This window comes from Clostridium sp. E02 (genome assembly GCF_003833015.1).
Taxonomy (GTDB): Bacteria; Bacillota; Clostridia; order Lachnospirales; family Lachnospiraceae; genus Lacrimispora.
Genome location: NZ_RJLQ01000001.1, coordinates 82,377 through 96,432 on the forward strand (window position 1 = coordinate 82,377; position 14,056 = coordinate 96,432).

Annotated in this window: 12 protein-coding genes; 8 read left to right on the forward strand and 4 right to left on the reverse strand. The window is 40.9% G+C overall.

The features are described 5' to 3' along the window. Positions 1–5 precede the first annotated feature (5 nt). Both EFT72_RS00410 and EFT72_RS00415 read left to right on the forward strand, forming a co-directional pair. A complete protein-coding gene (locus tag EFT72_RS00410) occupies positions 6–977 on the forward strand; it encodes a peptidylprolyl isomerase (protein WP_124064851.1) in 972 nt (323 codons plus the stop codon). 23 nt (positions 978–1,000) lie between these two features. Then, positions 1,001–1,234, forward strand: a complete 234-nt coding sequence (locus EFT72_RS00415; RefSeq protein ID WP_124064852.1) for a hypothetical protein — start codon at positions 1,001–1,003, stop codon at positions 1,232–1,234. Between the two features lie 40 nt (positions 1,235–1,274). Here EFT72_RS00415 and EFT72_RS00420 read toward each other — a convergent pair whose 3' ends face one another. After that, positions 1,275–2,561, reverse strand: coding sequence for a M18 family aminopeptidase (locus EFT72_RS00420; RefSeq protein WP_124064853.1), 1,287 nt, complete (start codon positions 2,559–2,561; stop codon positions 1,275–1,277). A gap of 143 nt (positions 2,562–2,704) precedes the next feature. Here EFT72_RS00420 and EFT72_RS00425 point away from each other — a divergent pair, with 143 nt between their 5' ends. From EFT72_RS00425 to EFT72_RS00440, 4 genes are all read left to right on the forward strand, one after another. Next, complete coding sequence (locus EFT72_RS00425) at positions 2,705–3,217, forward strand: DUF5721 family protein (RefSeq protein WP_347561816.1); 513 nt, start codon at positions 2,705–2,707, stop codon at positions 3,215–3,217. 143 nt (positions 3,218–3,360) lie between these two features. Then, complete coding sequence (gene htpG / locus EFT72_RS00430; protein WP_124064854.1) at positions 3,361–5,367, forward strand: molecular chaperone HtpG; 2,007 nt, start codon at positions 3,361–3,363, stop codon at positions 5,365–5,367. A gap of 172 nt (positions 5,368–5,539) precedes the next feature. After that, complete coding sequence (locus EFT72_RS00435) at positions 5,540–6,382, forward strand: DegV family protein (RefSeq protein WP_124064855.1); 843 nt, start codon at positions 5,540–5,542, stop codon at positions 6,380–6,382. A 268-nt stretch (positions 6,383–6,650) separates the two neighbouring features. Next, the gene (locus EFT72_RS00440; protein ID WP_124064856.1) at positions 6,651–7,820 is read left to right on the forward strand and encodes a CapA family protein; all 1,170 of its coding nucleotides are present in this window, start codon (positions 6,651–6,653) and stop codon (positions 7,818–7,820) included. Between the two features lie 2 nt (positions 7,821–7,822). Here EFT72_RS00440 and EFT72_RS00445 read toward each other — a convergent pair whose 3' ends face one another. Further along, entirely contained in the window at positions 7,823–8,767 is a 945-nt protein-coding gene (locus EFT72_RS00445) for a TIGR01212 family radical SAM protein (protein WP_124064857.1), read from the reverse strand. A gap of 154 nt (positions 8,768–8,921) precedes the next feature. Between EFT72_RS00445 and EFT72_RS00450 the strand changes: the two genes are divergently transcribed. Both EFT72_RS00450 and EFT72_RS00455 read left to right on the forward strand, forming a co-directional pair. After that, the gene (locus tag EFT72_RS00450) at positions 8,922–10,220 is read left to right on the forward strand and encodes a galactokinase family protein (protein WP_124064858.1); all 1,299 of its coding nucleotides are present in this window, start codon (positions 8,922–8,924) and stop codon (positions 10,218–10,220) included. Between the two features lie 82 nt (positions 10,221–10,302). Next, positions 10,303–10,950, forward strand: a complete 648-nt coding sequence (locus tag EFT72_RS00455) for a cytidylate kinase-like family protein (RefSeq protein WP_124064859.1) — start codon at positions 10,303–10,305, stop codon at positions 10,948–10,950. Positions 10,951–11,015: 65 nt separating this feature from the next. Here EFT72_RS00455 and EFT72_RS00460 read toward each other — a convergent pair whose 3' ends face one another. Both EFT72_RS00460 and EFT72_RS00465 read right to left on the reverse strand, forming a co-directional pair. Further along, positions 11,016–11,435 (reverse strand): DUF134 domain-containing protein, encoded by a 420-nt coding sequence (locus EFT72_RS00460; protein ID WP_124064860.1) that lies wholly within the window; start codon positions 11,433–11,435, stop codon positions 11,016–11,018. 95 nt (positions 11,436–11,530) lie between these two features. After that, entirely contained in the window at positions 11,531–13,987 is a 2,457-nt protein-coding gene (locus EFT72_RS00465; RefSeq protein WP_124064861.1) for a DsrE/DsrF/DrsH-like family protein, read from the reverse strand. Positions 13,988–14,056: the final 69 nt, after the last annotated feature.

The window sequence follows — 14,056 nt, forward strand, 5'->3', positions numbered from 1 at the left end:
TGCCAATGAAAGGCCAGCAAAGAAACCTAACTATATTTCTTTTCATCATTGCAGCGTTAGCTGTCTTGCTGACCGGCTGTAAGTCCAATATCCCCCTTGTTTCAGAAATATCTGATACAAAGGCATATACCCTGCCTCAATCCATGGTGATCTTAACAACGGAGCGAAACCGGTATCAAAAACTTTATACCAGTCAGATCTGGGGTGTGGATTTGCCAGAAGGTCAGACGTTTGAATCTTATTTAAAAAAACAAGTGAAAGAGTTTCTTCAGGAAATGCACATGATGAATCAATTGGCGGAAGAAAAAGGGATAACTTTTACCGGTAGTGAAAAAGAGGAAATCAGGAAAGCAACGGAAGAATATTTTTCATCTCTAAGTGCCGATGATATTGCATACATGGGGGTTTCAAAAGCAGATGTAAAAACCATGTACGAAGAATATTACCGGTCCAATAAAGTGGTGGTTGAATTAACGAAAGATATGAATTTAGAGATCAGTGACAGCGAAGCAAAAGTGATCGTGGTGCAGCAGATCGTTCTCACAGATCAGGAAACTGCAAAAGAGGTACTTTTAAAAGCAGAGAATACGGAGAATGATTTTAGCTCCCTTGCAAGAGAGTATTCAGAAGATGATATAATTGAACGGAATGTATTACGGGGAGAGAATAAAGGTGCTTACGAAGATGCTGCTTTTGCTCTCTCCACAGGGGAGATAAGCCAGTTAGTAAAGGAAAATGAATCGTACTATATCATCAAATGTGTGAATGATTATGACGAAATTGCCACACAGGAGAGGAAAGCAGGGTTGTTTAAGAAGCGGAAGAAGGAAGCTTTTGATCAGATTTATTCCCGTTTTAAACAAGAGAATCCGGTGACGTTTCAGAATGATCTTTGGAAAAAGACCAAATTTTCGAAAGATGATAAAACCACAACTGACCGTTTTTTTGAAATATATAAAAAACATTTTCCAGATTGATTACAGGGAAGGACAAGATACCAATGAAACGGGATGGAACCAAAGACAGACAGAAACGCAGCCGCAGACGAAAAGGAAGTCGGAAAAGAGAACTTTTTATGGAAATTACGACAACCATGTGTGGTTTGCTTCTCTTGATTTTTGCAGTAACTGGAGGATATTACGGATATCAATATTGGCAGGGAAGTAAATCAATCCAAAATCCTTCGGAAACCAGCAGAGAAGTGATATCGGAGACCATGGGGAGTCTTCCGTAAAAAAAGGGAAACCAACAAAAAACGTTGGTTTCCTTTTCCTTTATGCACGAAAGAATTCTTGTGCTAATTTTACCAGTGCGCTCTGATCGTTTATGCCCATAAGTTCTCTCGCTGAATGCATGGCAAGAATAGGAACACCGACATCGACTGCGGGCATGGTAAGTAGTGCAGAAGAGATGCTGCCTAAGGTAGATCCTCCTCTCATATCAGATCGGTTGGAAAATTTCTTATAAGGGATCTGTTTCTTTCGGCAGATTCCTTCAATTACACCGGTGCTTGTTGCATCGGTAGCATATGCCTGGCTTGCTGCCAATTTAATGGCAACTCCATCTCCCATAACGATCTGGTTCTTAATGTCACATTTTTCTATATGATTGGGATGAATGGCATGTGCCACGTCCATAGAAAGTAGAAATCCACCAAACAACGCATTTAAGAAATCCTGCCTTTGGAATCCAAGGCTTACGTATATTTTTTCTAATATATGCTCAGTTAAGGAAGAAGCTGCACCCTGTTTCGTATGACTTCCGATTTCTTCATTGTCGTATAAAGCAACAGCATGGATGCCTTTTTTACAGGGAGCGGTTCTAATTCCGCTTAAACAGGCCTGTACGGAAGTTAAGTTGTCCAGACGGGGAGCCGAATAAAACTCGTTGTTAAGGCCTAACTTGGTTCCAGATTCCCAGTTGTATACATAGATTTCATAATCCAGAATTTCGTCCTTATCTACACCGATTTCTTTTGCTAAAGCATCGACAAAGAAGTTTTCTTTGCTTAAATCTTCTGTAATTCGAGTGATCAGAGGAAGCATATCCACTTGTGCATTAATGGGTACGCCCTCATTGGCCTTGCGATTCATATGAATGGCAAGGTTCGGCACTGTAAGAAGTGGTCGGGCAAAGTCCACAAATATAGTTTTTGGCTCCATGGGGGTGTCTCCGGTTATACTGACTTTACCAGCCAGTGACAAAGGACGGTCATACCAGGTTCCTAACAGAGGACCGCCGTAAACTTCTACGTTTAATTTTCCATATTCCAGAGAAGTAACTTCTGGTGATGGTTTTACCTTTAAGCAGGGCCAGTCTGTATGGGAAGCGGCCAGACGCAGAGCAGGGCTGTCTCCTAGTTCTTCCCCCACATTAAATGCAAGGAGTGTAGAATCAAATGCTTTGATATAATAAGAACTGCCTCTTTTAAGGTTCCAGGAAGCAGTCAGCGATAATTCTTTAAAACCTGAGGAGTCAAGCTGATCAGCCGCAGCCTTTATGCAGTGGTAGGGAGAGACCGAAGCAGCAATCAGAGATTCTAACTGTTTGAAATCATTCATTTGTTTTCCTCTTTTCTAAATCGTTTCTTTATTTGAAAAAACCGAATTTAATTATAACACAGATAAAAGACGTATGGAATAGGGGACGGAATCTGCGTTGACAGTTTGGGAGGAAACGTTGTATAGTTAATAGGAGAATACAGATGGGGAGAATGACCATGATTGCACTTAAAATTGAGGATATTAAATCCTTTACTTTAAAATTGTTTGTGGGAGAAGTGTTTGATTCGTTTTTATTAAAGGAAGCTTCTATAACCACGTTTAATACTTTTTTTATTGATGGTTCGATCTGTAGGGGATTTTACTCTAGAGAAGAGTTAGAGGAGAATCCAGTGGGAGAGCGATCCACTTGGTCTATGGTAAAGAACTTTTGTTTTTCCCTGATTAAAGGGAAGAAACTACCAGGAAGCTTTAAAATCATTCTTCAGATGCCGAAAGAAGGCGTTACAAAGTTTTTAGAAACCCGGCAGATCTCACTTTCTCCAGAACAGGTAAAGGGTCTGTTGATTAATATTCGCTATGAAAATGAGCGCCTTATGTGTGTCACAGGGACATCCGTATCAATCTTTACACTGGATAAAACGCTTGACGAAGAATGGGATCAGGCATTCCAGGGATTTTTAAAGAACAATCAAATACCTTTCCAAAAAGAATGACATTATTAGCACTCAATTAAAATGAGTGCTAATTTTCTATTGACATTTAATGAACTGCGTATTAAAATAATTTTTGCAGGGTATTAAGAAAGAAATCCATGAAAGACATGGAAAAGAAATAGAAAAATAAGGAGTGTTCTTATATGGCAAAGACAGGAAGCTTATCGATTAACAGTGAAAACATATTTCCAATTATTAAAAAATGGTTGTATTCGGATCATGACATTTTCTACCGGGAACTTGTATCCAATGGTTGCGATGCCATAACGAAGCTGAAAAAGCTGGAAATTATGGGAGAATGGCAGAAACCAGAAGATCTAGAATTTAAGATCGAAGTCATTACAGATTCTAATGAAAAAACCATAACTTTTCGAGATAATGGTCTTGGAATGACCACGGATGAAGTAGATGAATATATCAACCAGATTGCATTTTCCGGAGCCAGAGATTTTCTTGAAAAATATAAGGACAAGGCGAATGAAGAACAGATTATTGGTCATTTCGGTCTTGGTTTTTATTCTGCATTCATGGTAGCCGATAAAGTAACCATTGATACCTTATCTTATCAAGAGGGGGCTGTTCCAGTACATTGGGAATCAGAGGCTGGTACGGAATTTATGATGGAAGAGGGCTCTAAGACTGAGTTTGGTACTGAGATTAAATTGTATTTAAACGAAGAGACTCTGGAATTTTGCAATGAATATCGTGCAAAAGAAGTTCTACAAAAATATTGCTCCTTTATGCCAGTGGAGATATATTTAACCAATGCTTCTGGAGAACCAGAGTATGAAACCATCGAAACAGATGAATTAACAGAAAAAGATACCATCATTGAAACCATTGTGGAAGAAGCCAAAACCGAAGAAAAGGAGAATGAAAACGGCGAGAAAGAAGTCGTAGAAGTATCTCCAGCTACGGAAAAATATAAGATTAAAAAGCGTCCGGTAACAGTCAATGACACCAATCCACTTTGGAACAAACACCCTAACGAATGTACAGAGGATGAATATAAGACATTTTATCGTAAGGTATTTAACGATTATAAGGAACCATTGTTCTGGATTCATTTAAATATGGACTATCCCTTTAACTTAAAAGGTATCTTGTATTTCCCTAAACTGAACGTTAACTATGATAGTCTGGAAGGAACAATTAAGCTTTACAACAGCCAGGTGTTTATCGCTGATAACATTAAAGAGGTTATACCAGAATTCTTAATGTTGTTAAAAGGTGTGATTGATTGTCCAGATCTTCCGTTGAACGTATCTAGAAGTGCGCTTCAAAATGATGGATTTGTTAAGAAGATTTCTGATTACATTACTAAAAAGGTAGCGGATAAACTAACAGGAATGTTTAAGACTGATCGTGAAACTTATGAAAAGTACTGGGCTGATATCAATCCATTTATTAAATTTGGCTGCTTAAAGGATGAGAAGTTTGCGGAGAAGATAAACGATTCCATACTCTTTAAGAATCTGGAAGGCAAGTATTTGACTGTATCGGACTGTCTGGAAGAGAACAAAGAAAAGCATGAGAATAAGGTTTTCTATATTACAGATGAAAAAGCGCAGAGCCAGTATATTAATATGTTTAAAGAGGCTGGTCTTGATGCTATTTATATGACCGAGAATATTGACAATCCTTTTGTGGGATACTTAGAACAAAAGAATGAGAATGTGAAATTCCTTTGCATCAATTCAGACTTATCTGACATTTTTAAAGAAGAGATGACGGAGGAGGACAAGGAAGCTCTTAAGTCTGATGCAGAAGCATTAACGGAACTGTTCCGGAAAGCATTAGGAAAAGAGAATCTGGATGTTAAGGTTGAGAAACTAAAGAATGAGTCCGTCTCCTCTATGATCACTGTTTCCGAAGAATCACGCCGGATGCAGGAGATGATGAAGATGTATGCCATGTCTGGAATGGATCCTTCCATGTTTGGAGGCAATGGAGAAACACTTGTATTAAACTATAACAACAAACTTGTAACCTATGTATTAGAACACAAAGGGGGAGAGCATACAGATGCAATCTGTCAACAGCTTTATGACCTTGCAGCCCTCAGTCACGGTTCCCTTACGCCAGAACGTATGACAGGATTTATCACCAGAAGTAATGAGCTTATGCTTCTCATGGCAGACGGAGAGTAATAAAACTTTATCAGAACGGACGAAAGGAAGCCATTTGTAACTCACATATGGCTTCCTCTCATCGGTTCTTTTCTGATTGTGAATCTTCTATTGACATACGTACCTCCATTCTCTATAATATATAGTAATGAATACTACATGATGAGTTTCGGGCTAGGAGGAAAATAGAGATATGAGCTATAAAATCATTGGGGACAGTTGCACAGATTTGACACCGGAACTGAAAAAAGATCCCCACTTTCAAATTGTACCCCTTACTTTACAGATTGGGGACACCCAAATTATTGACGATGATACATTTGATCAAAAGAGTTTTCTGAAATTGGTAAAAAGCAGTAGTGAAGCGCCGAAGTCAGCATGTCCATCTCCGGAACTATATAAGAAAGCATATGAATGCGATGAAGATCAAGTATTTGTGATTACCTTGTCAGAACATTTAAGCGGTAGTTACAGCAGTGCGGTACTTGGAAAAAAATTATATGAAGAGGAACATGGAGAAGATGGGAAGAAGATTGCAGTACTTGGTTCAGATTCTGCATCCTCTGGTCAGTTAAACGTTGCTTTGTATGTTCAGTCTCTTTGTCAAGCATCCCTTCCTTTTGAAGAGATAGAACAAAAAGCCAGAACATTTATTCAAAACATGAAAACTTATTTTGTTCTTGAGACATTGGATACATTGAGAAAGAATGGACGTCTTTCTGGGCTTCAGGCGTTCTTTGCTACCGCACTTAACATTAAGCCAGTCATGGGTGCAGAGTCTGGTACCATTATAAAGCTAGATCAGGCAAGAGGGATAAATAAAGCATTGATGCGTATGGCTGACATCGCCATAAAGGGAGCTGGTGATACCAGAGATAAGGTCCTTGCCATTTCTCATTGTAATCATGCAGAACGAGCAGAGTTTGTGAAGCAAGAGATGTTAAAACGAGGAGAATACAAAGATGTAGTTATTGCTGAGACAGCAGGTGTTGCTACGGTTTATGCCAATGATGGCGGAATCGTCATGACGCTTTAGATCCCACTTGTAGGGTTGGAAGTAAGAAGCCTTTTCTGGCAGAGAAGATAGGTATGATTTCTCTACTGGAATTGGCTTTTTTTTGATCTGGGAGAATTGACTTTTATGAACAACCAGTGTAAGATGAAAAAATAGAATGCATCCCCACGAAAGCATGAGAAAAAAGGAATGGATATCATGTTATAAGTGGATAAAAAGCCTCATGTTGCGGAAAAAGTCATGAAATAAATAATAGCATGTGGAAAATATAAACAATCTGGAGGAATCGATGAAGAAAACAAATAAATGGATGATGTGTTTGGTTCTTCTTCCGGTTTTACTGCTTTTGTTATTGAGCGGCTGGATCCTGAGAAGTGAGTGGAAAAGGAATCAGATATCAAAGGTTTCTGTAAGTGAGTCTGATCTTATGCCACAGGTGGATCTAGGGGAAGAGCAAACCATAGGAATCGCTGAAGATAGGGAAGAATCAGAGGATGAGACAGAGATAGAAACAAAGGTTCATCTGATCTTTTCGGGAGATATATTACTATCTACTCATGTAACAACAGCTTATGATAATTCTGGTGGTATACAAGGTGTATTGGATGAGCCCTTAAGAGCAGAAATCAATCAGGCGGATATTTATATGGCTAATCAGGAGTTTCCCTTTAGTGAGCGGGGGTCGGCTGCACCGGATAAGCAGTTTACGTTTCGTCTATCTCCATCTAAGGTATCTATGATGAATGAAATTGGGGTTGATATCGTTACCATTGCCAACAATCATACCTTGGATTATGGAACCGATGCACTGGTGGATACCTGTAAAACCCTTGATCAAGCGGATATTCAGTATGTGGGGGCTGGAGAGAACATGGATCGGGCAAAGAAGCTGGAGACCATTAAAGTAAAAGGAAAAACCATAGGATTTTTAGCTGCGTCCAGAGTGTATCCAGATCCCAATTGGGTGGCGAATCGTAAAAAACCTGGTATGGTCAGCGGATATGATCCAACCATTCTACTAGAAGAGGTTAAAAAAGCACAGGACTTATGCGATTATCTTGTGGTATATGTTCACTGGGGCATAGAGCGGGAAGAACAGCCAAAACAATATCAGAAGGCACTGGGACGGCAGATCATTGATGCGGGTGCGGACCTGGTGGTCGGTAGTCACCCCCATGTGTTGCAGGGGGTGGAATACTACAAAGGTAAGCCTATCTGTTATAGCCTTGGTAACTTTATATTTGGCAGCCGTATACCTAAGACAGTCATGTTAAAGGCAGATGTGGATTTTGATCAGGATTCTGTTCGTTTGTCCCTGATCCCCGGCACGTCAAGTGCTGGCTACACCAGAAAAATTACGGATGAAAAAGAGGTACAGTCTTTTTATCAGTATTATCAGAATCTATCTTTTGGAATCACCGTAGATCAAGAGGGTGTAATCCATCCGGAGAACGAGTAAGTTTAGACGAGGTATCTGTCTCCCTGGCAGATGCCTCGTTCTTTTAAACGCTTTGTAAGGGTGTTAAGGACTCGTTTTTTGTTTCCGCTCCACATGGGGGAAAGAAGGAGTTGTTTTGGTGCATCACCGGTTAGGCGGTGAATTACAGTGCGAGGTGGAAATCTTGCAATGCAGTCAATGATAAGGTCTGTGTATTCTTCCAGTGTAACGTATGGAACCAGTCCTTTCTCATAGTCTTTTGCCAGATCCGTATCTTTTAATACATGAAGCAGGTGGAGTTTAACTCCATCGATCCCGTCCGTAGAAAGATGAGAAAGATAGTGAACTGTCTCAAGTATCATATCTCGGTTTTCTCCAGGAAGTCCAAGAATTACATGAGCAATGGTGGTGAGACCGGCTTCTTTTAAGTCCTTGCAGGCCTGTTCAAAGGCAGAAAGGGAATACCCTCTTCGAATGTACTGTGCCGTTGTTTCATGTATAGTTTGAAGACCAAGTTCCACCCAGACTGGTTTGATCTGGTTTAATTCCTGTAACAGAAGCAGAACATTGTTTGGAAGGCAGTCCGGACGGGTTGCAATGGATAATATGCTCACATCCGGATGGGTGATTGCCTGGGTAAAGATATCTCTTAAATAGGAAACAGGAGCATAGGTATTTGTATAGGATTGAAAGTAAGCAATATAGGTTCCATTCTTATCAGACATTTTCCCCTCCACCCGCTTTTTAGAAGCTTCGATTTGTTCCGTGATAGAACAATGGCTGAATGTTCCCTCTGCAAAATCACCAGAGCCTTTGCTGCTGCAAAAAATACAGCCTTTGCTTCCCAATGTACCGTCTCGGTTTGGACAGGTCATACCTGCCTCTAGAGCCAGTTTATAGACTTTATGGCCATATTGCTTTTTCATTTCATAGTCAAGAGAGTGGTAAGGTTTTTCATTCCAGAACATGGGTTCCTCCGTTGTGTTTGATGGTACTATTATACAGGTGAGACAAAGAGGGAGTCAAATTTTTTCTTGTTTTTTTGTAAAAGATTATATTGAACAAACTTTGCAGAATATGCTATACTCGTGGCAGGACAAATGGGGAAAAGGAGAGCAAAACATGTATATAAGTGAAACGATTCAGTTTTTAGAATCGGAACCGTCTAAGAAGCTTATGACTGCCTTATATGGGGAAGATGGGGAGATAGAAAACAGAACGAGGTATGAAAAGGCAGTTCTTGGGTTTAAACAAAAGTTTTCGCAAGAACAGGTTCTTTTGTTTTCCGCTCCAGGGCGTACAGAGATCAGTGGAAATCATACGGACCACAATCATGGAAAAGTGCTGGCAGGCAGTATCAATTTAGACTGTGTGGGGGCAGCTTATACGAATCAAAGCAGGATGGTCAGGATTGTAAGTGAAACTTATGAGCAAAGCATCGAGATCGATCTGAATGATCTGTCAAAAAGTGAAACGATGGCAGGGACCGAGGAGCTTGTGAAAGGGATTCTGCAGGGCTTTTTAGATGCAGGTCATGAGATCGGTGGATTTGATGCTTATACGACAAGCAATGTCATTAGTGCAGCAGGGGTGAGTTCTTCTGCTTCGTTTGAGATGCTTTTATGCTCCATGATAGATACCTTTTTTAATCAAGGGAAATTAGATGTGGTTGACTATGCCCAGATCGGTCAACATGCGGAAAATGTATACTGGGGGAAGGCATCTGGGCTTTTAGACCAGATGGCTTGTGCAGTGGGTGGTTTGATCTCCATTGACTTTAAGAATCCTAAAGTTCCCGTTGTGGAAAAAATAGACGTTGATTTTAATAATGAAAATTATAGCCTTATTATTGTCAATACAGGGAAAGGGCATGCTGATTTAAGCAGAGAATATTCTTCTGTTCCTCAGGAGATGAAAAAAGTAGCTGAATTTTTCGGGAAAGAGGTCTGTGCTGAGATTACAAAACAGCAGGTGATTGACCAGTTAGACAAGGTTAGGGAGTTTGCAGGAGACAGGTCCGTGCTTCGCGCTCTTCATTTCTTTGAAGAAAATAAAAGAGTGGAGGAGGAAGTCGCTGCATTAAAAGAGGGGCGGTTTGAAGATTTTTTGACCAATCTTTCCGATTCAGGGAACTCCTCTTTTAAATGGCTTCAAAACTGTTATACCAATGCTGATTATCAGGAACAGGGGATTTCAATCGCACTGGCTCTTACGGAACTGTTTATCAAAGAGAAAAAGAAAGGTGCCTGCAGGGTACATGGAGGTGGTTTTGCCGGCGTCATTATGGCCATGCTTCCCAATGAACTGGTCGAGGAATATGTGGACTATATCGAAAAAGCCATAGGGACAGGCAGTGCATATCGGATGAAGATCAGACCGTATGGTGCCATCTGTTTTGATGAATTGGCACAGCGTATTTAATTGTAAATCCTGCTAAATTAGAGTACAATAGAGGGAACCAAATCCTCAGCAAAAATAGAGGTAGAAGGAGGCAGGTATCAGAATGATAGAAAATAATAATTTAATTATCACCATAGGAAGACAATACGGAAGTGGTGGACGTATGGTAGGAAAAGCACTTGCAAAAGAGCTGGGAATCCACTTTTATGATGAAGAGATATTACGAATTACATCTGAACAAAGTGCAGTGGGAGAGGTGTTTTTCCGTCTTGCAGATGAGAAGGCAGGCAACAATTTGCTATACAAGATTGTCACTGGTTTAAAGCCACAGCTTGGAAAACCATCTACGGATTCAGATATTATAAAACCAGAAAATTTATTCCGTTTTCAGTCTCAGGTGATTCGGGAACTGGCGGAGGAAGAACCTTGTATCATAGCTGGAAGATGTGCAGATTATATCTTAAGCCGTTCGGATGTGGATTACCCAGGACTGGTAAAAATTTTTGTTTATGCAGATGTTGATACTTTGATCAAAAGAACGATGGAAGTAGATGGACTGGATGAGAAAGATGCGGCAAAACGGGTAAAAAAGATCAACCGGGAGAGAAAAGAATATTATCGTTATTATACGGGTGGAAACTGGGAAGAATGGAACAATTACGATTTAATTATTAATACCAGCTGCATAGATTTAGAACAGACCGCTACCCTGATCAAGGACTATTTAAAGCTAAGAAATAAGGGGAAATAAACTGGAACAAAAACCGGAAATGACTATGGGAATCCCACTTAAGTCACCTCCGGTTTTGTTTCCCATTAATCGCAAGGATTTCCGGGATTCTTCAAAGTTTGATTGGCACAGGAAATGGACTCGCCACTTTGCTTATCGCAATGTCCCTTGATTCCTCTTTGTCTGGTGCAGTTTTTTACACAGCAGGCAGGAGCATCGGAGCACAAGACGTAATTTCCTCCTTGAATCACAAGTTTTTTTCCGTTGACAATGGTATCTGCAATCTTACTTCTTGCACTGTCATAGATAGCTTGAACCGTAGTTCTTGCAACATTCATCTGCTTCGCGCACTCACTCTGGGTCAGGTCAAGATGATCAATCAAACGGATTACTTCATATTCGTCAATTGTCATCTCCACGGATTCGAACTGTCTTCTGACACATGGAGCAAATTCCGAGGTGGCAGGTAATCCACACACCCGGCGTTTTTTGACAGGTCTGGCCATTTGTAATCCCTCGCTTTTCACATATGGGATTAGTATATCCTTAAAAGAACAAAATGTCAAACGGCCTAGCCTTCGTGTTCCCTTTTATGGCTTCATTAGATAAAGAGATTGACGTTGGATTCTTCGGCATCACCAAGATAGGCACCCACTCCGCCAAGTTCCACGCCATCAATTAACTCTTCGGGGCGAATCCCCATAACGTCCATACTCATGGTACAAGCAACGATTTTAACCCCAGATTTCATAGCTTTTTTAATAAGTGTTTCCAGAGAATCTACGTGTTTGTCATTCATGATTTTTTTCATCATAGCGGTTCCCATACCACCCATATGCATCTTGGATAGTTTTAGCTTTTTGGTGCCACGTGGAAGCATCATCCCAAACATGGATTCTACCAGAGATTTGTGTATGGGCTGTTTTTCTTCTTTTCTAAGAACATTTAACCCCCAGAAGGTGAAAAACATGGTGACGGGTCTTCCCATAGCGGCAGCACCATTTGCGATGATAAAACTTGCCAGAGCTTTATCTAGGTCTCCGGAGAAAACAATGATGGTTTTCCCATCAGCTGGGTTCTGAGGTACAGAGGAGGGAGGAGTGGTGCTTTTTTTAACGAGTGCCACATAATCGTGTCCTCTTTGTTCGTTGGATAATAAGGTATTGCCAGTGCGCCGGCACCATGCACCGATGTCTCTGGAAAAACCGGGATCAGAAGCAGAGACTTCCATAACGGCTCCTTCATCCATATCTTTCATGGTTTCGAAAACTTTCATAATGGGCCCTGGACACTGCATTCCGCTGCAGTCAAGACGCATAGCGGTTGTCGGGATGTTCTTGGTATCCATCTGTCCATTGTCGGAATAGGATTGTGTTGTTCCTGTTGGTGTAATATCTTCATCCTGATAGTGTGTGGATTGATAGAATCTGGCACCACCTGGATAGATTTTGACATTTTGGAAGCCATTTTGCATTAGAATTCGAGCAGCATTGTAAGCACGGACACCTATGGCACAAAATGCAACAATTTCTTTTTCTGGGTTCAGTTCTTTTAACCGGTCACGAAGCTGTCCAAGCGGAATATGTTTTGCCTTCGGAAGGGAAAAAGCCATTAATTCTACGTCTTCTCTTACATCCAGAAGTAAAACGTCAGGATCTCGTTCCACCACATCCCACGTGGAGATGGAGACTTTACCGTTAAGAAGGTTTTCTGCTGTAAAGCCAGCCATATTCACTGGATCTTTTGCAGAGGAGAAGGGGGGAGCATAGGCCAGCTCCAACTGTTTCAGATCGTTAATGCCACCACCTAGTCGAATGACAACAGCAAGGGTATCAATTCGTTTATCAACTCCGTCTCTCCCCACAATCTGAGCTCCGAATATTTTTTTACCGTCAGCAGTGAATAACAATTTTAATGTCAAAGGTGTGGCTCCAGGGTAATATCCGGCATGAGAATTCTGGGTGATGATGATACTCTCATAGTCAACCCCTTTTTTCAATCCCCGTTTGATCAGCACTTTTTCACTCGTACCTGTAAAAGCAGCCGTTAAGTCAAATACTTTTGCCACCGAGGTTCCTTGAGTTGCCTGGTAGGTAGCATTGATTCCTGCAATGTGATCCGCCGCAATCCGCCCTTGTTTGTTCGCTGGACCTGCAAGTGGAACCATGGTCGCTTCCTGAAAGGTGAAGTCGTTCACTTCGATGACATCTCCAACTGCATAGATATTAGGATCAGAAGTAACTAAGGAGTCATTGACAATGATTCCCCCTCGTTTATTTAGATTAAGTCCGGCAGCCTTTGCCAGTTCGCTATTTGGACGAACGCCAATGGAGAGAATAACTAATTCTGCCTTTTGTTTCTTTCCGCTATTTAACGTAATGGTTACTCCGTCATTTTCTTCTTCAAACGAAGATACACCATCGGAAAGGAAAAGAGAAACTCCGTTCTGAACCATATTTTCATGGAGTAACTGAGCCATTTCGTAATCCATAGGAGCCATAACCTGATCTTGCATCTCAATTAAGGAAACCGAAAGTCCTGCATGACGAAGGTTTTCAGCCATTTCAAGACCAATAAATCCACCGCCGATTACGGCAGCTGTCTTTACTCCACTTTCCCGAATCAGAGCACGGATGCGGTCGGTATCGGGAACGGTCCAGAGTGTCTGAATTCTGGATGATTCAATTCCGGGAATGTGTGGGCGCACAGGAGAGGATCCGGTGGAAAGTACCAGGGTATCATAGGATTCATCATATACGTCTCCAGTATTCAAGTTTCGCACTTGTATTTTTTTGTTTTCTTTATCAATGGAAATGCCTTCGTGCTTGATTCTAACATCTACGTTGTATTTCTTTTTCATTGCTTCTGGTGTCTGTAAAAGAAGCGCATCCCTGGATTTAATCACATCCCCCACATGATAGGGAAGTCCGCAGTTTGCATAGGAGATATATTCTCCTCGTTCCAGTAATATGATTTGTGCTGTTTCATCGAGCCGTCTTAGTCTCGCTGCGCAGCTGGCACCGCCTGCGACCCCTCCTACAATTACTATTTTCTTCATTGCATACCTCCTGATTTATAATTAAAAATTAGTTTGTTATATTTTTATCACTTTTAGTATAAATCGATC

What these genes read in the sequence shown, in the direction of transcription:
- EFT72_RS00410 (WP_124064851.1), top strand. Translation starts at nt 6, where the DNA reads ATGAAAGGCCAGCAAAGAAACCTAACTATATTTCTTTTCATCATTGCA.
- EFT72_RS00415 (WP_124064852.1), top strand. Translation starts at nt 1,001, where the DNA reads ATGAAACGGGATGGAACCAAAGACAGACAGAAACGCAGCCGCAGACGA.
- EFT72_RS00420 (WP_124064853.1), bottom strand. Translation starts at nt 2,561, where the DNA reads ATGAATGATTTCAAACAGTTAGAATCTCTGATTGCTGCTTCGGTCTCT.
- EFT72_RS00425 (WP_347561816.1), top strand. Translation starts at nt 2,705, where the DNA reads ATGGGGAGAATGACCATGATTGCACTTAAAATTGAGGATATTAAATCC.
- htpG (WP_124064854.1), top strand. Translation starts at nt 3,361, where the DNA reads ATGGCAAAGACAGGAAGCTTATCGATTAACAGTGAAAACATATTTCCA.
- EFT72_RS00435 (WP_124064855.1), top strand. Translation starts at nt 5,540, where the DNA reads ATGAGCTATAAAATCATTGGGGACAGTTGCACAGATTTGACACCGGAA.
- EFT72_RS00440 (WP_124064856.1), top strand. Translation starts at nt 6,651, where the DNA reads ATGAAGAAAACAAATAAATGGATGATGTGTTTGGTTCTTCTTCCGGTT.
- EFT72_RS00445 (WP_124064857.1), bottom strand. Translation starts at nt 8,767, where the DNA reads ATGTTCTGGAATGAAAAACCTTACCACTCTCTTGACTATGAAATGAAA.
- EFT72_RS00450 (WP_124064858.1), top strand. Translation starts at nt 8,922, where the DNA reads ATGTATATAAGTGAAACGATTCAGTTTTTAGAATCGGAACCGTCTAAG.
- EFT72_RS00455 (WP_124064859.1), top strand. Translation starts at nt 10,303, where the DNA reads ATGATAGAAAATAATAATTTAATTATCACCATAGGAAGACAATACGGA.
- EFT72_RS00460 (WP_124064860.1), bottom strand. Translation starts at nt 11,435, where the DNA reads ATGGCCAGACCTGTCAAAAAACGCCGGGTGTGTGGATTACCTGCCACC.
- EFT72_RS00465 (WP_124064861.1), bottom strand. Translation starts at nt 13,987, where the DNA reads ATGAAGAAAATAGTAATTGTAGGAGGGGTCGCAGGCGGTGCCAGCTGC.